The sequence below is a fragment of the Amycolatopsis ruanii genome, from assembly GCF_003385175.1.
In the GTDB taxonomy this organism is placed as follows: domain Bacteria; phylum Actinomycetota; class Actinomycetes; order Mycobacteriales; family Pseudonocardiaceae; genus Amycolatopsis_E; species Amycolatopsis_E thermalba.
In genome coordinates this window covers 13415-31058 of record NZ_PQHY01000074.1, presented here as the reverse complement: position 1 = coordinate 31058, position 17644 = coordinate 13415, and the positions used below count along the sequence as shown (strand labels likewise).

Genomic DNA, 17644 nt, shown 5'->3' with positions numbered 1-17644 from the left:
CGCCCACCCACGCCGACGTCCAGCCCGCCCTCTTCGAGACCCGCGCCTCCGGCCTCCCGCCCGGCACCAGCGTCGCCGACGCGGCCGCGGCCGTTCTCGCCGATCAGGAGCGCCGCATCAGGCACGTCGAGCACCCCGAGCGCTTCCGACTGCTCGTCGCGGCGGAGTCGGCCAGCGCGCTCGTCGCCGAGGAGATGCGGGCCGACGGGCTGCCCTGGCGCGCCGACGTGCACGACGCCCTCCTGACCGAGCTGCTCGGCCCCCGCGTGCCGGCCGGTCAACGGCCCAAGAAACTCGTCGAGCTGGCGGCGCGCATCACCGAAGCCTTCGGCGGCAAACCCGTCAACCCGGACAGCCCGCAGACCATCGTGCGTGCCTTCGGCCGCGAGGGCATCTCCATCCCCTCCGCACGGGCGCACGTCCTGCGCGACATCGACCACCCCGCCGTCCCGCTGCTCATCGAGTACCGCGAACTCTCCCGCCTGCACTCGGCCAACGGCTGGATGTGGCTCGACGAGTGGGTCGCCGACGGGCGGTTCCGGCCGGAGTGGGTGGTCGGCGGCGTCGTCTCCGGACGGTGGGCCAGCAGCGGCGGCGGCGCCCTCCAGATCCCGAAGACCCTGCGCGTGTGCGTGAAAGCCGACCCCGGCTGGAAGCTCGTCGTGGCCGACGCCGCCCAGCTCGAACCCCGCGTGCTGGCCGCCCTGTCCGGCGACCGCCGCCTGGCCGAGGCCTCCGCCTCCACCGACCTGTACGCCCGCCTGTCCGAAGCCATGTTCGCCGGCACCATGACCGCCGAGGAAGGCCGGCCCCGCGCGAAGATCGCCATGCTGTCCGCGATGTACGGCGGCACCGCCGGCGAAGCCGCGTCACTGCTCGCCCTGCTGCGGCAACGCTTCCCGGACGCGGTGTCCTATGTGGAGCGCGCCGCGCAGGCCGGGGAACGCGGCGAGCGCGTGCGGTCGCGGCTCGGCCGGGTCTCCCCCGCGCCGAGCGAAGCGTGGCGGGCCCTCACCGGCGGCGCGAACTCCGACGAGACCCGCGCCCGCCAGGCGGCCCGCAACTGGGGCCGCTTCACCCGCAACTTCGTCGTCCAGGCGAGCGCCGCCGACTTCACCGCCGTGCTGCTCGCGACCCTGCGGCGCAAGCTGCCCACGCCCGCGCACCTGGTGTTCTTCCAGCACGACGAGGTCATCGTGCACACCCCCGAGGACCTGGCGCCCCAGGTCGAGGCCGCCATCGGCGAGTCGGTCCCGGAGGCGGCCGCGCTCACGTTCGGCCCCGCCTGCCCCGTGCACTTCCCGATGCAACCGGCCACAGTGGACACCTACGCCGACGCGAAGTAGCTACGCGGCGGCCTTGTCCAGCGCGCGGATCACCCGCTTCAACGACACCGGGTGCGCCGTCCCCAGGGTCTGCGCGAAGAAACTCACCCGCAGCTCCTCGATCATCCACCGCACGTCGAGCAGCTCCGGCCCCGGCGTCACACCCGGCGGGAGCGCCGCGACGGCCGCCTCGTACTCGCCCGTCACCCACTCGACGTCGCGCAGCAGCTCGACGTCCTTCGCGCCCATCGACGGCAACTTCTCCAGCCGCCGCCCGATTCCGCGCAGGTACCGGACCAGGTGCGGCAGCCGGTCGAAACCCGTGCCGGTCACGAAACCCGGGTACACCAGCCGCGACAGCTGCTGCCGCATGTCCGCCAGCGACTCCGCCGGACCGCGGGCACCCTCCAGCGCGACCTCGGCCTCGTTGGCGGCCGTCAGGATCTTCTCGACCTCGGTGAGCACGTCCAGCACCGTCGGGTTCAGCGCACCGCGCACCTTCTCCAGCAGCACCGCGAACCCGGCCTCGTCCCACGCCGGGCCGCCGTGGTCGGCCATCAGCTTGTCCACCGCGCAGTCCACGCAGTCCTCCAGCAGCGCCGCCACACCGCCGTGCGGGTTGCGGCTCAGCGCCAGCTTCGCCTGGTTGCTCAGCGAACGGTTGATGAACTTCATCGGCGAGGGCAGGTTGAGCCGCAACAGTTTCCGCGTGCCCTGCCACATCCGCTGCCGCTGCTGCACCGGCGTGTCCAGCATCCGCACGGCCACCGTGTCGCCCTCGTCGACCAGCGCCGGGTACGCCTTGACCTGGTGCCCGCGCCGCTTCCCGGCGAACACGCGCGGCAGCTCCCCGAACGCGGGCGTGGTCAGCCCGGCCCGCTCGATGCTGTCCGCGGCCGCCGAGATCGTCGCCCGCACCTCGCCGCTCAGCTCTTCCTTCAGCACCGCCAGGTCCTTGCCCTCGGCGAGCTTGCGGCGCTTGTCGTTCACCACCCGGAACGTCATCCGCAGGTGGTCGGGCACCGCGTCGAGCTGCCACGCGTCCGGCGGCACCGCGACCCCGCGCAGGGCCTCCAGCTCGCGGGCCAGCACGTCGAGCAGCGGGCCGTCCTCGGGGCCGACCCTGGACAGCACCTGCGCGGCGGTGTCCGGCGCCGGCACGAAGTTGCGCCGCAGCTGCTTGGGCAGCGACTTGATCAGCGCGGTCACCAGCTCCTCGCGCAACCCCGGGACCTGCCAGTCGAACCCGTCCGGGGTGACCTGGTTGAGCACCGCGACCGGGATGTGCACGGTGACCCCGTCGGCGTCGGCGCCCGGCTCGAACTGGTAGGTCAGCGGGAACCGCAGCGAGCCCTGCGTCCAGGTGTCCGGGTAGTCCGATTCGGACACCTGCTCCGCGGCCTCGTTGAGCAGCATGGTCTTTTCGAAGTTGAGCAGGTCCGGCTGCTTGTCGCGGACCTTCTTCCACCAGCTGTCGAAGTGCCGCGCGGAGACGACCTCTTCGCCGACGCGCTGGTCGTAGAACTCGAACAGCGTCTCGTCGTCGACCAGCAGGTCGCGGCGCCGGGCCCGGTTCTCCAGGTCCTCGACCTCGTCGAGCAGCGCCCGGTTCTCCTTGAAGAACTTGTGGCTGGTGTCCCAGTCGCCCTCCACGAGCGCGTGGCGGATGAACAGCTCGCGCGAGGTTTCCGGGTCGATGCGCCCGTAGTCGACCTTGCGCCCGACGACCAGCGGCACCCCGTAGAGCGTGACCCGCTCCGAGGCCATCACGGCGCCGCGCTTGCGCTCCCAGTGCGGTTCCGAGTAGGTGCGCTTGACGACGTGCTGCGCCAGCGGCTCGATCCACTCCGGCTCGATGCGCGCGTTGACGCGGCCCCACAGCTTCGAGGTCTCCACCAGCTCGGCCGACATCACCCAGCGCGGCTGCTTCTTGAACAGCGCCGAGCCGGGGAAGATCGCGAACCGGGTGCCGCGGGCGCCGAGGTAGTCGCCCTTCTCCGGGTCCTTGAGCCCGATGTGCGACAGCAGCCCGGCGATCAGCGCGGTGTGCACGCGCTGCGGGTCGGCCGGCTCGGAGTCGAGCGTGACGCCCAGCGGTTTGGCGAGCTGCCGCAGCTGGCTGCAGATGTCCTGCCACTCCCGCACGCGCAGGTAGTTCAGGTACTCCGCCTTGCAGCGCTTGCGGAACTGGCTGTTGGACAGCGTCTTCTGCAGCTCCCGCAGGTACTCCCACAGGTTCAGGTAGGCCAGGAAGTCCGAGGACTTGTCGGCGAACCGGGCGTGCTGCTGAGCCGCGGCCTCCTGCTTGTCCGCCGGCCGTTCGCGCGGGTCCTGGATGGACAGTGCGGCGGCGATGATCATCACCTCGCGCACGCACCCGGCACGCGCGCCCTCCAGCACCATCCGGCCCAGCCGCGGGTCGACGGGCAGCTGCGCGAGCTGACGGCCGATCTCGGTGAGCCGCCGCTCCTTCGCGGACTCCTCCAGCGCGCCGAGTTCCTGCAGCAGCTGGACACCGGCGGTGACCTGGCGGCGGTCCGGCGGGTCGACGAACGGGAACGCGGCCAGGTCGCCGAGGCCGAGCGAGGTCATCTGCAGGATGACCGACGCGAGGTTGGTGCGCAGGATCTCCGGGTCGGTGAACTCCGGCCGGGACAGGAAATCCTCTTCGCTGTAGAGCCGGATGCAGATACCGTCGGAGGTGCGGCCGCAGCGGCCCTTGCGCTGGTTGGCCGAGGCCTGCGAGACCGGCTCGATCGGCAGCCGCTGCACCTTGGTGCGGTGGCTGTAGCGGGAGATGCGCGCGGTGCCGGGGTCGATGACGTACTTGATGCCCGGCACGGTCAGCGACGTCTCGGCGACGTTGGTGGCGAGCACGATCCGCCGCCCGGTGTGGCGGCTGAACACGCGGTGCTGGTCGGCCGCGGACAGCCGCGCGTAGAGCGGCAGCACCTCGGTGTTCCGCAGGTCCATCCGGTTCAGCGCGTCCGCGGTGTCGCGGATCTCCCGCTCGCCGGAGAGGAACACGAGGATGTCGCCCGGCCCCTCGGCGCACAGCTCCTCGACGGCGTCGGCGATGGCGGTGACCTGGTCGCGGTCCTCGGACGCCGGGTCGTCCGGGTCGACGATCGGGCGGTAGCGCACCTCGACCGGGTAGGTGCGGCCGGACACCTCGACGATCGGCGCGTCGTCGAAGTGCTTGGAGAAGCGCTCCGGGTCGATGGTCGCCGAGGTGATGATCACCTTCAGGTCGGGGCGCTTGGGCAGGAGTTGCTTGAGGTAGCCGAGGATGAAGTCGATGTTGAGGCTGCGCTCGTGGGCCTCGTCGATGATCAGGGTGTCGTAGCGGCGCAGCATCCGGTCGCTCTGGATCTCGGCGAGCAGGATGCCGTCGGTCATCAGCTTGACCATGGTGTCGTCGCCGGAGGAGTCGGTGAAGCGCACCTTGTAGCCGACCGTGCTGCCCAGCTCGGTCTTCAGCTCCTCGGCGATGCGCTCGGCGACGGTGCGGGCGGCCAGGCGGCGGGGCTGGGTGTGCCCGATCTGGCCGCGCACGCCCAGACCCAGCTCGAGGCAGATCTTGGGCAGCTGGGTGGTCTTGCCCGAGCCGGTCTCGCCCGCGACGATCACCACCTGGTGGTCGCGGATCGCGGCGGCGATGTCGTCCTTGCGCTGGGAGACCGGCAGCTCGTCGGGGTAGCGGATCTCCGGCGCGCGGCGGCGCTGCACGCGGGCCTCGGCGGCGTCGATGTCGGCGGCGATCTCCCGCGCGACGCGGTCCTTGTCGCGCGCCCGGCGGGCGCCGTCGAGCCGGCGGCGCAACCGGTGCTCGTCGCGCAGCATCAGGCCGGGCAGGCGGGCCCGGAGGTCTTCGAGGGGGGATCGCGTAGACATACGGCTCCCAGGATAGCTCCGCGCGATCCGGCTAGCCTGCGAATATGTCCGCACCACACCTGGAGTGGCTCCGGGAGCTGGGCCTGGACGGGCTGCGCCGCCGCGCGTTGCCCGGCGGGTACCGGGGAGCGGTCTGGTCGCTGGACGACCGGTACGTGCTCAAAGCGGGCGGACGGCCCGCGGTCGAGGCCGCGCTGGCCAGGCTGGTGCCCGGGATCGCGCCCGAGGTGATCGCGGTCACCGAGGACGCGTCGGTGTCGGTGTTCGTGCCGGGCACCAGTGTCGAGGTGCTGCTGGCGGAGCTTCCCGCCGCCGACGCCCGCGAGCTGGGTCACGCGGCCGGGCGCACGCTCGCCCGGATCGGCGAGGTGCGGTTCGAGCGGCCGGGCTGGTTCGCCGACGGCGAGTTGCGGCTGGGCGAGCTGCCCGGCGACCTGGCCGAGTTCGTGCGCGACTGCCTGTCCCGGCGGCACCCCGACTGGCCGCTCACCGCGGCCGAAGAGCGCGGGCTCCTCGCACGGGCCCGGGAGTGGGCGCCGCTGGTGCCCTCCGGCGCGGCGCGCCTGGTGCACTCCGACTTCAACCCGAAGAACCTGATCGCCGCCCGCACCGGCGACGGCTGGCGGGTGACCGTGCTGGACTGGGAGTTCGCGCACAGCGGCAGCCCGCTCACCGACCTGGGCAACGTGCTGCGCTTCGGCGACAGCCCGTTCACCGAAGGCGTCCTGGCGGGCTACGGTCCGCGGCCGCAGGGCTGGCGCGAAGCCGCCCGGGCGCTGGACCTGTTCGCGCTCGCGGACTTCCTCACCCGTCCGCCCCGCGAGCCGCTGGCGTCGCGGCTGCTCGGTGTGGTCAGGACCGCTGCAGGGACTCCGGGCCCAGCTCGGCGATCGAGTGGTGGCCGGTCAGCGCCAGGCTGATGTCGAGGTCCGCGAGCAGGCTGCGCAGCACGTGACGCACGCCGTCCTCGCCCGCGTGGCCCAGGCCGTACACCCAGGGCCGCCCGACGAGCACGGCCTTCGCGCCCAGTGCCAGTGCCTTCAGGATGTCCGCGCCGGTCCGCACGCCGGAGTCGAACAGCACCTCGATGCGGTCGCCCACCGCGGTCGCAATCGGCGGCAGCGCCTCCAGCGACCCGATCGCGCCGTCGACCTGCCGTCCGCCGTGGTTGGACACCACGATGCCGTCCATCCCGGCGTCCACCGCGCGCCGCGCGTCGTCGACGTGCTGGATGCCCTTCAGCACGATCGGGCCGTCCCAGTGCTCGCGCAGGAACGGCAGCTGGTCCCAGCTGTGGTCGGTGCCGGTGAACAGCGACACCCACCGCAGGATCGCCGACGGCATGTCGTCCTCGGGCGCCTTCTCCAGCAGCGCGCGGAAGGCCGGGTCGGACAGCGGCGTGGCCAGGCCCTCGCCCTGGAGGAACGGCAGGTAGGCGGAGTCGAGGTCGCGCGGGCGCCAGGCCAGGGTCCAGGTGTCGAGCGTGACGACGAGCGTGGTGTAGCCGGCCCGCTTCGCGCGGGTCAGGATGCTCGCGGTGACGTCGGAGTCCGACGGCCAGTACAGCTGGAACCAGCGCGGGCCGTCGCCGGAGGCCTCGGCGACCTCCTCGATCGTGCGCGACGCGGCGGCGGACAGGATCATCGGCAGGCCCAGCGCCGCCGCGGCCCGCGCCGTCGCCAGCTCCGCGTCCGGGTGCACGATCGACTGCACCCCGACGGGCGCGAGCAGCACCGGCGCGGGCAGTTCGGTCCCGAGCACGGTGGCCGACGTGGTGCGGGCGGTCGCGTCGGTGAGCATGCGCGGCACGAGCTTCCACTTGCCGAACGCCACGCGGTTGGCGTCCATCGTGGCGCCGGAGCCCGCGCCGCCCGCCACGTAGCCGTAGGCCTCCGGGGTCAGCACCGCGCGGGCCGACTCCGCCAGGCGCGTGGGGTCGGTCGTGAACGGCGGCTTCGTCCCGCCGAGCCCGTGCAGGTAGATCTCGTTCTGGTAGCCACCGAACCGCTCGGCCACGCGCACCTCCTCGTCGACACGCCGGAGACCGCAGCGTACCGCCGGTACTTGATCACATAGCCTCAGCCGCGTGAAGGCTCGGGTGTGGGTGCCGTTCCTGGTCGTGGTGGCGGTCGCGGTTCTGGTGGTGGTGTGGCGGCCCGGTCCGGTGCCGCCGTCGAAGGCGAACCCGGGCACCGATCCGGGAGTGGCGCGGCAGCAGCTCGCCGAGCTGCCGGTCAAGCCGCGCGGCACCCTCAACGGCTACTCCCGCGAGAAGTACCCGCACTGGGACACCGTCGAGGGCACCTGCAACACCCGCGAGGAGGTGCTCAAGCGCTCGGGTGAGAACGTGGTGGTGGGCAAGGACTGCTCGCCCACCTCGGGCACCTGGGTCAGCCCCTACGACGGCGCGACCTGGACCAAAGCGTCCGATGTGGACATCGACCACCTGGTGCCGCTCGCGCAGAGCTGGGTCAGCGGGGCGTCGGCGTGGACGCAGGCTCAGCGCGAGGCGTTCGCCAACGACCTGGTGCGCCCGCAGCTGTGGGCGGTCACCGACAACGTCAACCAGGCCAAGAGCGACAAGGCGCCGGACGAGTGGAAGCCGCCGCTGGAGTCGTTCTGGTGCACCTACGCCATCGACTGGATCGAGGTCAAGCACCACTACCAGCTGTCCGTCACGACGGCCGAGCGGGCGGCGCTGACCGACATGCTGACCCGCTGTTGACCTTCGACCTCCTCGAAGCCGCAGAATCGGCGCCATGCTGACCATCAGCGCGTTCGCGCGGCGGGCCGGGCTCACGCCCAGCGCGCTGCGCTTCTACGACGACTGCGGCGTGCTCGCGCCGGCCCGCGTCGCGGCGGTCACCGGCTACCGCTACTACCGCGAGGACCAGGTCGAGCGGGCCGTCCGGCTGCGCGAGCTGCGTGCCGCGGGCCTGCCGCTGGCGCAGGTCACGACGGTGCTCGACGGGCCGCCCGCACAGGCGCGTGCGGTGCTGGAGGCGCACCGGCGGCGGCTGCGGGAGGACTTCCGGGCCGCGTCGGAGGCGGTCGGCCGCCTGCTGCCGGGGCCGGTCCGGGTCGCCGGCCTCGACCTGGCGAGCGCGATCCGGCAGGTCGCGCCCGCCGCGGGCGCGCCGCTGGACTTCGTGCTGATCGAGGCCGACGGCGACGAGGTCCGCGTCGTCGCCACCGACCGCTACCGGCTCGCGCTGCGGGTCCTGCGTCCCGTGCACGGCGGCACCGGCCGGTTCGTGACGCCCGCGCGGGAGCTGGCCGCGCTCGGGCCGTGGCTCGCGCGGCAGGACGAGGTGACCCTCGACGACACGACGCTGCCGCTCGTGGACGAGACGTTCCCGGACTACCGCGCCGTGCTCGACGCGCTGCCGGCGCCGGAGCAACGGGTCGTCGTCGACCGCGCGGCGCTCCGGGACGCGCTGCCCGCGACCGGCCCGGCCGAGCTGGTCCTCGGACCGGACCGGCTGACCGTCGGCGGCACGACGGTGCCCGCCATCACCGGCGACGACCTGCGCATCGGCTTCGACCCGGCCGTGCTGGGCGCGGCGCTCGAAGCGGGCGTCGGGCCCGACGTGCTGCTGGAGTTCGCCGGGCCGCTGCGGGTCGCCCGCGTGCGATCGGCCGATCAGGGCTCGTTCACGACACTGGTGATGCCGGTCGCGCTCGGAACAGCCGGGCCAGGCTCTCCGACCGCAGCACCGCCAGCGGGCCGATGATCGCGAGCAGCAGCACGTAGCCCGCCACGAACGGCGCGACCCGGGAGTCCAGCCCGGCCGCCGCCGCCAGCGTCGCCAGGACCAGCGAGAACTCGCCGCGGGTGAGCACGGTGAGGCCGATGTTCAGCCCGGCCTGGCCGTCGAAGGAGTGCAGCTTCGCCGCGATCGCGCCCGCGGCGAGGTTCAGCACGAGCGTCAGCGCCACGGCGATCAGCACCGGCACCACGACCGTGCCGACGGCGCCGGGGTCGATGCTGAGCCCGAAGATGAAGAAGAACAACGCGCCGAACGCGTCCCGCAGCGGCAGGACCAGCTTGTGGATGCGCGGCGCGACCTTCGACCCGCCGAGCATCATGCCGACCATGAACGCGCCGATCGCGTCGGAGACGCCCAGTTCCTCGGCGATCGCGGCACCCAGCACGGCGACCCCGACGAAGCACACGGTCAGCAGCTCGTCGTCGGCCGACCCGAACAGCTTCGACACCAGCCGGCCACCCCACCGGGCCAGCGCGGCCAGCGCCAGCAGGAAGCCGAGGGCCTTGCCGAAGTCGGCGAGCGCGGGCCAGAACGAGTCGGCGCCGGACAGCACCGGCTGCAGCAGCGCCAGGTACAGCGCGAGGAACAGGTCCTCGATCACGATGATGCCCATGATCAGGCGCGATTCCGGGTGGCGCGTGCGGCCGGTTTCGACGAGCAGCTTGGTCACGATCGCCGACGACGAGATGCCGATCGCGCCCGCGATCACCAGGGCTTCGCTGGAGCCCCAGCCGAGCAGGAACCCGAAGGCCAGCCCGCCGCCGATGTTGAGCGCGAGGTAGACCAGGCCGGACACGGCGAGCTTGCGGCCGCCCTTGGCGAGGTCGTCGAGCGAGAACTCCAGGCCGAGGTAGAACAGCAGGAACACCAGGCCGAGCCCGGCGAGCACGCTCAGCTCGCCGGGGTCGTGCACCAGGGACAGGCCGGGCGTGTTGGGGCCGAAGATGAACCCGGCCAGCATGAACAGGGGGATCGTGGGCAGCCCGATGCGGGCGCCGGCTCTGGCCAGCACGCCGGCGGCGAGGAAGGCGCCGCCGACGGCGAGCAGGGCGTGTCCGGTGTGCATGTCGTGAAGTCCCTCCAGGGCAGGGCGAAGCGCACCGCGGTGCGACGCGGTGTGCGGATGGGTCCGGGGCCTTACCTGGAGGGCGGCGCGCGGGCGCCGAGAGCGGTGCCCGGCTCGTGGGTGAGCGGCGCGACGGCGGGCGCGGGCGGGTCTTCCGCATGCGCGTCCGGTGGTCGCGGCGCGGCGATCGGCGGCAGGTCCGCGACCGGCAGCGGAGTGGCCGTGACGTGCGGCAACGGTTCCGCCGCGAGGGCGGCGATGCCGTCCGGCACGGGTGGGTGCGGGTGGTTCTCCGGCGTCGTCGGCGTGACGAGGCTGAGCAGCAGCAGCGCCAGGACGAGGAGGGCGCGGACGGACCGGTGCCGGGAAGGTGATCCCAGCTTCCGCCGCACGGTACTCCCCTCGACATCGGTCCGGTATGTCCAGTATACCAGACAGTAGAGTCCACAGTGGACTGATCGACCTCGGGTGTTCCGCGCCACAACAGGGAATGCGGATGCGATCTCCGGTGTTCGGTGTTGCCGGGTGGATCCGGTCGAGTGGAGGCGGTTTGAGCACGACAGCGGTCACGGCACCGGTGAAGACCAGGCCCGGAACCCTGCGGTACGCGCTGATCCTCGGCGGGCTGTCGGCGTTCGCGCCGCTGTCGATCGACATGTACCTGCCCGCGCTCCCCCGGATGGCGGACGACCTGCACAGCTCCGCGCCGACGCTGCAGCTGACGCTGACCGCGTTCATCATCGGGCTGGCGCTCGGGCAGCTGATCGCCGGGCCGCTGTCCGACTCGCTCGGCCGCCGCCGTCCGCTGCTGGCCGGGCTGGTGCTCTACGCCGTCGCGTCGGTCCTGTGCGCGGTGAGCCCGACCGCGGAACTGCTGGTCGCGGGGCGGTCGGTGCAGGCGCTGGGCGCGGCGGCCGGGATGGTGATCGCGCGGGCGTGCGTGCGCGACCTGTTCGCCGGCACCGCGATGACGAAGTTCTTCTCGATGTTGATGCTGGTCAGCGGTCTCGCGCCGATCCTGGCGCCGGTGATCGGCGGGCAGGTGCTGCGGCTGACGTCGTGGCGCGGGGTGTTCGTGGTGCTGGCCGTGTTCGGCGCGCTGCTGCTGCAGGCCGCGGCGGTGGCGATGCCCGAGACGCTGCCGACGCAGCGCCGCCGCCCGGCCCGGATCGGCTCGACGCTGCGCGGGTACGGGGTGCTGCTGCGGGACCGGTCGTTCGTCGGGTACGCGCTGTCGGCCGGGCTGATGTTCGCCGGGCTGTTCGCCTACATCTCCGCGTCGTCGTTCGTGCTGCAGGAGCTGTACGGGCTGAGCCCGCAGGAGTACAGCCTGGTGTTCGGCGCGAACGGGCTGGGGATCGTGATCGCCGGGCAGGTCAACGGGCGGATCGTGGGCCGGGTGGCCGAGCGGACGCTGCTGACGGTCGGCCTGTGCGCCTCGGCCGTCGGTGGGATCGGGGTGCTGGCGGCGGCGGTGGCGGGGCTGCCGCTGGGGCTGCTGTTGGTGCCGCTGCTGGTGATGGTGTCGAGCATCGGGCTGGTCATGCCGAACGCGTCGTCGCTGGCGCTGGCCGAGCACCCGCACAACGCCGGGGCGGCGTCCGCGCTGCTCGGGGTGATGCAGTTCGTGGTCGGCGGGCTGGCCACCCCGCTGGTGAGCATGGGCGACGAGGCGAGCGCGGTGCCGATGGGGGCGGTGATGGCGTCGTTCGCCGTGGTGGCGCTGGTGGTGTTCGCGACGCTGACCCGCAGGCGGACGGCCTGACACCGGGCCGCCCGGTTCGGGCGGCCCGGCGCGCCCCTCAGCGGGCGACGGTCTTGACGACGCCGCCGTTGTACTCGAAGTCGATGCCGCCGCCGCACTCGACGTGCTTGCCGTTCTTGAAGTAGACGGTGATGTTGCCCTTGCACTCGAACGCCTGGAAGCCGGTCCAGGTGCGGGTGCCCGGCTGCAGGCAGAGCGCGTCCTTGCCGGGGCGGCGGATGTAGCCGGAGTAGCCCGGGCCGCAGGTGGTGACGATGTCCTGGTCGGCCACCACCGCCGAGGCAGGCGCGGGGGTGGCTGAAGCCGTCGCGGGCAGGGCCGCCGCGGTCGTGGCGATGGCCGCGAGCAGGAGGGTGCGCATGTCGTGGCCTTTCAGTAGCAGCGGGCGGAGGAGATGGCGTAGGTGTAGTTGTTGGACAGGTTCGAGGTCACGTCGAACGCGATCTCGTAGCCGATCGGCGGCTCGCCGAACACGTCGGTTCGCACGGTGTGCTCCTTGCCCGGCGCGATGACGCCCTTCCACAGCTGCTTCTTCCACTTCACGTCCCGGATCACCAGCGCCAGGCCGCGGAAGTCGTGGTTGTGGACCTTGATGTGGATGACCTGGTCGGCCAGCACCCGGGCGGTGGTGGTCTGGCCGCCCATGAGCGAGCCGCCTGCGCACACCTTCTCCGCGGCCGACGCCTGCGGTGCCACGAGCAACGGGAGCGCCGCCGCGAGGGGCAGCGCGGCGGCCAGCGTCCTGATCGATTTCCGCATCCGGGATCTCCTTCGTCGGGTGTTACTGGCGCCGACGCTAGAGAGGTCTGGACCACCGGCGGAAGATCCGCACCGGCCACCCCGCGTCCGGTGGCCAAATCCGGATGTCCACGCAGGTCAGCGCTTTGGCCACCGGGGTGGGTGGCCAACTCAGCCGGCCACCCGGACGAAGAAGTACGCCGCGTGGGCGCCGGGCAGGAGCAGCCGGCCCGCGCGGTCGGTCATCTTGAAGTACACCTGGCAGTACCCAGGCTCGTCCGGCGCACGCACCTCGACCGAGACGCGCACGGACTGGCCGGGCGGTGTCTCCGGCACGGGCACGACCGCGGGCGTCTGGCAACCGTCGCCGGGGCCGAAGCCGGCCTCGCGGCGCAGGGCGCGGTCCACCCACGGCACGGTGCCGGTGTTGCGGAACTCCCACGTCTTGACGAACCGCGCGCCGGTCGGCACCACGGTGCCGTCGGGCACGGTCACGTCCGCGATGAACTCGGACGCGTCGCCGGGGATCAGCGGCGGGAGGGTGGCGGCCTGCGTGGTCACGGGCTCCGGCGTGCGCAGCACCGCGACCCCGGCGACGACGCCGATCGCCAGCACGACGGTCGCCGCGGCGGCGAGGACCACCAGGCGACCCCGGCGGCGCGGGGCGGGCGACCGTTTCGCCGCGCCGTCACGGACCCGTTCCCAGTCGGCGCGCCAGCGGGCCCGGACCTCGTCCTCGTGCTCGGCGAGCACCCCGACGGCGAGCACGCGCACGAACTCCCAGGTGGTGTCCCAGGACGGCAGCCGCTGCCCGCGCGCGGCGGCCGAGAGGGCGGACTTCGAGGCGAGCGCGCCCAGCTCGGTGCGCATCCGGTCGTAGGAGGGATCACCCGCCGAGCGCTTGAGGGCCCACAACCGGTGCGCGAACGCGGCCACCGGACCGGCCGCCGGATCCGGACAGCTGGCGACCCGGCCCCGCCTGGCCCCTTCGTTGATCACGAGGATCGAGGGTATTGGCGCATTGCTCCGATCGGGTGCATCCGGGGGCCAGGTTCAGCCGAGCAGGTGGCTCTCGCGCAGGGGCGGCGCGCTCGGTTGAGCCGGTCGCGGGGGCCGGGCAGCTGGCGCCCCAGGGCCCCTCGTTGATCACAAGGACCGAGGGGGTGCACCCCCGCCCAGGGTCAGCCGACCACCTGGCTCTCGTGCAGATGTGCCACCAGTTCGTCGCGGGGTGGGCCCGCTGGGGGTGGTGGTTCGAGGCTGGCCAGGATGCGCGCGATGCGCTCGTGCAGGGCGTGGTCCTCGTCGAACGTCGTGACCCGGTCCAGTCGCCCGATTCGCCGGATGGTGCGTCGCAGCACCAGGTCGTCGTGCGGGGCAACGGCCTGGTTCGGCGGCGACCGCGCGGCGCAGTGCCCATTCGACGAGCGGGCGGCGCGCCCACCGGTAGACCAGGTCTTCGTCGCCCGGTTCGCGGGTGCCGTGCAGCTTCCCACTCGGCCAGCAGCTTCCGGCCGCGGGGGCCCGGAACAACGCGTTCCTCACCCGGGCGGCAGTGGGATGCCGAGAAGGGCGCCACGCCGGCCGGGCTCGCGGAGATCGTGCGAGCTACCCGGCGGTGATCGACCACTACGGGCGGCCTCACCCGAGCGCGGCCAGGTCTCCCTCGCGCAGCTGGTCCGCCGTCACCGTCGTCTCGCCGTCGACCAGTGCCTTCAGCGTGTCGCCGTCGTCCCACATGTTCACGTTCATCGCCGCCGTGACGTGGCCGTTCCGCAGCCAGAACGCGGTGAACTCGCGCTTGCCCAGGTCGCCGCGGACCACCAGTTCGTCCCGCTCCGGGTCGGCCAGGCCGCGGTACTCGCAACCGAGGTCGTACTGGTCGGTGAAGAAGTACGGCGTGCGCGTGTACTGCTCCTGCCCGCCGGCCAGGTTCGCCGCCACGTGCGCTCCCTGGTTCTTCGCGTTCGCCCAGTGCTCGACGCGCACGCGGCGCCCGTAGCGCGGGTGCCACTGCGCCGCGATGTCGCCCGCCGCGTACACGCCCGGCGCCGCCGTGCGCAGGGACGCGTCCACGGCCACGCCACCCGAGTCGGCCAGCTCCAGCCCGGCCGCGTGTACCAGGCCGACCCGGGGCGCGGCGCCGACGGCGACCAGCACCACGTCCGCGGGCAGCTCGCTACCGTCGGCCAGCCGCACGCCCGCGACCCCGCTCGGACCACCGGTGACCCGCTCGATCCCGCTGCCCAGCCGCCACCGCACGCCGTGCTCGGTGTGCAGCTCGGCGAACACCTCGCTGATCTCCGGCCCGAGCGCCCACAGCGGCCCGGGCAGCACGTCCACCATCGTGACCTCGGCGCCGTGGTGCCGCGCCGCCGCCGCGGCCTCCGTCCCGATCCAGCCGGTGCCGATCACCACCACCCGCGGCGAGCCGGTGAACGCCGACCGCAGGGCGAGCGCGTCGTCGAGGGTGCGCAGCGTGTAGACGCCGGGCAGGTCCACCCCGGGCACCGGCAGCGTCCGCGGATGCGACCCGGTCGCCAGCAGCAGCCGGTCGTAGGAGTGCCGCCCGCCGCGCGCGTCCAGCACCGCCCGCGCCCCCAGTTCGATCCGGGTCGCGCTGGTGCCGGAGCGCAGGTCGATGCCGTTCTGCGCGTAGAAGTCCGCGTCCCGCACCCAGTCCGGCTCGTCGCCCTCGCCCAGGAGGATCCGCTTCGACAACGGCGGCAGCTCGTAGGGCCGGTGCGCCTCCGCGCCGAGGACCACCACGTCGCCGTCGTAACCGTTCTCGCGCAGGGCCGCCGCGGCCGACGCACCGGCCAGCCCGGCGCCGACGATCAGGATCCGCTTCGGCTCGGACATGGGCCGCTCCTCATCCGTGTGATCCGTGCCACCCGACGCTACTGCGGACACTTTTTCCGCGCCACCGCGTCACGCCCGCCCCGCTGCGCCGTCCCTCTGTCACCCGCAACACCACCGAAGGAAGGCGACGGACGTGGCGGCTCGAGACGAATGGTCGATCAGCTGCCGGGACCTGGCCGGCAGGCGGCGTGACCTGACGGTGTTCGTGAGCAGCGGACGGGTGGTCCTGGTGGCTCCACCGGGCGAAGCCGCGGTGCTCGAACCGCTGGACGTCGGCCGGCTGCGCGCGGCACTGCGCGACGCGGTCGTCGTGGTCGGCGAACGGTCCCAGTAGTCACTCCAGATCCGCGACGGCCGCGGCGACGTCCACCGGCGGCACCGGCTGGGCCCGCTCGCACACCGTGAACGCGGCCGCGCAGTAGTCGTCCACGCGCTCGACCAGACCACCCCGGTCGGCGCCGATCTGCTGCAGCGTCACCCGCAGGTCCGTGCTGAACATGATCGGATCGAGCACGTGCCAGCGGTAGAACCCGACGTACTTCGGGATCGGGCCGCGGCCGGACACCTCCAGCGGCGCACCCGCGTACAGCCCGGCGTGCGGGCCCATCCCCCACGCCGAACCCACGTAGTCCTCCAGCCCGGTCCCGCAGATCGTGGGGTACTCGCGGTCCCCGTCGCGGTAGATCTTCACCTCGCCCTCGCCGTACCACTGGCCGCCGTCGATCGGCCGCACCCCGCCGACCCAGCCGAGGAACCGGCCCGGGCCGCGCAACCCCTCGGTCACCACGAAGTCCCGCTTCGACACCGTCGGGTTCTCGCGGCGGAAACCCACGTGCAACCGCCCCGACGGGGATTCGCCGAGGGTGTAGTCGATCTGGAAGTACAGGACGATCGGGTCCGGGTTGCCGTTGACCAGGTCGACGCGGATGCGCTCGCCGAAGGCCATCGGCAGGTAGCTGTTGAAGCCGCGGGCCTCCGGCATGCTGGTCAGCGCGCTGGAGTAGGCGACCGGGCGGCCGTGCGGTGAGCCGAAGAAGTCCAGGCACGGCACCGAGACGCTGGGGTAGGACAGGCCGCCGTAGCGGACTTCGAGGTGGACGGCTCGCATGCGGGCCGGCCGGTCCGGCGGGAACGTCATCCAGATGTGCCGGATCGTGCCCGGCCCGGCGAGGTCGGCGAGGGTGACGCGCTCACCGCCCTCGATGACCCGGCTGGGGGCGCCCTTGCGGCCGCCGCCGGCCCGGCCGCCCGCGCCGCGCTCGCCGGTCGGGTTCTCGAAGGTGACCGCCCGCGAGTCGAGCACGGGCGTGACGCGGGTCAGATCCGTGACGTCGAACACCCTGCCAAGGTAAGCACGGTCCGTACCGTTTGCCTAACTTGTAGGTTAGCCTAACCTCTATGACCCAGACCGTGGATCTTGTCGCCGAGCCGACCACCAGCACCCGGCTGCACGGTGACGGCCTGACGTTGGGGTACGACGGACGGGTCGTCGCCGAAGATCTCTCGGTCACCATTCCGGACCGGTCGTTCACCGTGATCGTCGGGCCGAACGCGTGCGGCAAGTCCACGCTGCTGCGGGCGCTGAGCCGGCTGCTGAAGCCGCGGCAGGGCATGGTCTACCTGGACGGCGAGGTCATCACGTCGCTGCCGGCCAAGCAGGTCGCGCGCAAGCTGGGGCTGCTGCCGCAGAGCTCGATCGCGCCGGACGGCATCACGGTGGCCGACCTGGTGTCCCGCGGCCGGTACCCGCACCAGCGGCTGCTGCGGCAGTGGTCGCGCGAGGACGCCGAGGTGGTCGAGCGCTCGATGGCCGCCACCGGCGTGACCGAGCTGGCCGACCGCATGGTGGACGAGCTGTCCGGCGGGCAGCGGCAGCGCGTGTGGCTGGCGATGGCGCTGGCGCAGGAGACCGAGCTGCTCCTGCTCGACGAGCCGACCACGTTCCTGGACATCGCGCACCAGATGGACATCCTCGACCTGTGCGCGCAGCTGCACGCCGAGCAGGGCCGCACGCTGGTCGCGGTGCTGCACGACCTCAACCACGCGGCCCGCTACGCCACGCACCTGATCGCCATGCGCGGCGGTGAGGTGCTCGCGACCGGCACGCCGGAGGAGGTCGTGACCGCCGAGCGCGTCGAGGAGATCTTCGACCTGCCGTGCTCGGTCATCCCGGACCCGGAAACCGGAACTCCGTTGGTCATCCCGAAGGCCCGCCGGTAGTTTC

The 17644-nt window shown here is 72.8% G+C and carries 17 protein-coding genes; 7 read left to right on the top strand and 10 right to left on the bottom strand.

Annotation, left to right across the window (positions count from 1 at the left end; genetic code table 11):
* A partial coding sequence (locus tag D0D28_RS28920) for a bifunctional 3'-5' exonuclease/DNA polymerase (protein WP_116114080.1) occupies window positions 1-1346 on the top strand: 1346 nt, incomplete at its 5' end.
* Here D0D28_RS28920 and hrpA read toward each other — a convergent pair.
* Complete coding sequence (gene hrpA / locus D0D28_RS28915) at window positions 1347-5219, bottom strand: ATP-dependent RNA helicase HrpA (protein ID WP_116114078.1); 3873 nt, start codon at window positions 5217-5219, stop codon at window positions 1347-1349. It lies immediately after the preceding gene.
* A 44-nt stretch (window positions 5220-5263) separates the two neighbouring features.
* Between hrpA and D0D28_RS28910 the strand changes: the two genes are divergently transcribed.
* Window positions 5264-6139: a phosphotransferase family protein gene (locus D0D28_RS28910; RefSeq protein ID WP_116114076.1), complete on the top strand. Its 876-nt coding sequence runs from the start codon at window positions 5264-5266 to the stop codon at window positions 6137-6139.
* Here D0D28_RS28910 and D0D28_RS28905 read toward each other — a convergent pair.
* A complete protein-coding gene (locus D0D28_RS28905; protein WP_116114073.1) occupies window positions 6072-7235 on the bottom strand; it encodes a lactate 2-monooxygenase in 1164 nt (387 codons plus the stop codon). The genes D0D28_RS28910 and D0D28_RS28905 overlap by 68 nt on opposite strands.
* 70 nt (window positions 7236-7305) lie before the next feature.
* Between D0D28_RS28905 and D0D28_RS28900 the strand changes: the two genes are divergently transcribed.
* Both D0D28_RS28900 and D0D28_RS28895 read left to right on the top strand, forming a co-directional pair.
* Complete coding sequence (locus D0D28_RS28900) at window positions 7306-7944, top strand: HNH endonuclease family protein (RefSeq protein ID WP_116114071.1); 639 nt, start codon at window positions 7306-7308, stop codon at window positions 7942-7944.
* Window positions 7945-7978: 34 nt separating this feature from the next.
* Window positions 7979-8953, top strand: coding sequence for a MerR family transcriptional regulator (locus tag D0D28_RS28895; protein ID WP_116114068.1), 975 nt, complete (start codon window positions 7979-7981; stop codon window positions 8951-8953).
* Here the strand turns inward: D0D28_RS28895 and D0D28_RS28890 are convergent.
* Complete coding sequence (locus D0D28_RS28890; protein WP_116114065.1) at window positions 8874-10055, bottom strand: cation:proton antiporter; 1182 nt, start codon at window positions 10053-10055, stop codon at window positions 8874-8876. The two genes, D0D28_RS28895 and D0D28_RS28890, sit on opposite strands and share 80 nt — an antisense overlap.
* A 71-nt stretch (window positions 10056-10126) precedes the next feature.
* A complete protein-coding gene (locus D0D28_RS28885) occupies window positions 10127-10447 on the bottom strand; it encodes a hypothetical protein (protein WP_094004097.1) in 321 nt (106 codons plus the stop codon).
* A 158-nt stretch (window positions 10448-10605) separates the two neighbouring features.
* On the opposite strand from D0D28_RS28885, the gene D0D28_RS28880 reads away from it, so the two are divergent.
* The gene (locus tag D0D28_RS28880) at window positions 10606-11820 is read left to right on the top strand and encodes a Bcr/CflA family multidrug efflux MFS transporter (protein ID WP_116114062.1); all 1215 of its coding nucleotides are present in this window, start codon (window positions 10606-10608) and stop codon (window positions 11818-11820) included.
* Between the two features lie 37 nt (window positions 11821-11857).
* On the opposite strand, the gene D0D28_RS28875 is transcribed toward D0D28_RS28880, so the two are convergent.
* From D0D28_RS28875 to D0D28_RS28855, 5 genes are all read right to left on the bottom strand, one after another.
* A complete protein-coding gene (locus D0D28_RS28875) occupies window positions 11858-12181 on the bottom strand; it encodes a hypothetical protein (protein WP_116114060.1) in 324 nt (107 codons plus the stop codon).
* 11 nt (window positions 12182-12192) lie between these two features.
* Window positions 12193-12579, bottom strand: a complete 387-nt coding sequence (locus D0D28_RS28870; protein WP_094004094.1) for a hypothetical protein — start codon at window positions 12577-12579, stop codon at window positions 12193-12195.
* A gap of 150 nt (window positions 12580-12729) precedes the next feature.
* Entirely contained in the window at window positions 12730-13557 is an 828-nt protein-coding gene (locus tag D0D28_RS28865) for an NBR1-Ig-like domain-containing protein (RefSeq protein ID WP_240323395.1), read from the bottom strand.
* Between the two features lie 182 nt (window positions 13558-13739).
* Window positions 13740-13919 (bottom strand): hypothetical protein, encoded by a 180-nt coding sequence (locus D0D28_RS28860; protein WP_240323394.1) that lies wholly within the window; start codon window positions 13917-13919, stop codon window positions 13740-13742.
* 280 nt (window positions 13920-14199) lie between these two features.
* Complete coding sequence (locus tag D0D28_RS28855; RefSeq protein WP_116114055.1) at window positions 14200-15420, bottom strand: NAD(P)/FAD-dependent oxidoreductase; 1221 nt, start codon at window positions 15418-15420, stop codon at window positions 14200-14202.
* Between the two features lie 133 nt (window positions 15421-15553).
* On the opposite strand from D0D28_RS28855, the gene D0D28_RS28850 reads away from it, so the two are divergent.
* Window positions 15554-15754 carry a hypothetical protein gene (locus tag D0D28_RS28850; RefSeq protein ID WP_017984299.1) on the top strand — a complete coding sequence of 67 codons (201 nt, stop codon included), beginning with the start codon at window positions 15554-15556 and terminating at the stop codon, window positions 15752-15754.
* Here D0D28_RS28850 and D0D28_RS28845 read toward each other — a convergent pair whose 3' ends face one another.
* Entirely contained in the window at window positions 15755-16759 is a 1005-nt protein-coding gene (locus tag D0D28_RS28845) for a glycoside hydrolase family 172 protein (RefSeq protein ID WP_094004092.1), read from the bottom strand. It lies immediately after the preceding gene.
* A 59-nt stretch (window positions 16760-16818) separates the two neighbouring features.
* Here D0D28_RS28845 and D0D28_RS28840 point away from each other — a divergent pair, with 59 nt between their 5' ends.
* Window positions 16819-17640 carry an ABC transporter ATP-binding protein gene (locus D0D28_RS28840; protein WP_094004091.1) on the top strand — a complete coding sequence of 274 codons (822 nt, stop codon included), beginning with the start codon at window positions 16819-16821 and terminating at the stop codon, window positions 17638-17640.
* Window positions 17641-17644 lie beyond the last annotated feature (4 nt).

Coding starts and splice junctions, on each gene's coding strand:
- D0D28_RS28875 (WP_116114060.1), bottom strand. CDS start 12,181: ATGCGCACCCTCCTGCTCGCGGCCATCGCCACGACCGCGGCGGCCCTG.
- D0D28_RS28910 (WP_116114076.1), top strand. CDS start 5,264: ATGTCCGCACCACACCTGGAGTGGCTCCGGGAGCTGGGCCTGGACGGG.
- D0D28_RS28855 (WP_116114055.1), bottom strand. CDS start 15,420: ATGTCCGAGCCGAAGCGGATCCTGATCGTCGGCGCCGGGCTGGCCGGT.
- D0D28_RS28840 (WP_094004091.1), top strand. CDS start 16,819: ATGACCCAGACCGTGGATCTTGTCGCCGAGCCGACCACCAGCACCCGG.
- D0D28_RS28870 (WP_094004094.1), bottom strand. CDS start 12,579: ATGCGGAAATCGATCAGGACGCTGGCCGCCGCGCTGCCCCTCGCGGCG.
- D0D28_RS28890 (WP_116114065.1), bottom strand. CDS start 10,055: ATGCACACCGGACACGCCCTGCTCGCCGTCGGCGGCGCCTTCCTCGCC.
- hrpA (WP_116114078.1), bottom strand. CDS start 5,219: ATGTCTACGCGATCCCCCCTCGAAGACCTCCGGGCCCGCCTGCCCGGC.
- D0D28_RS28895 (WP_116114068.1), top strand. CDS start 7,979: ATGCTGACCATCAGCGCGTTCGCGCGGCGGGCCGGGCTCACGCCCAGC.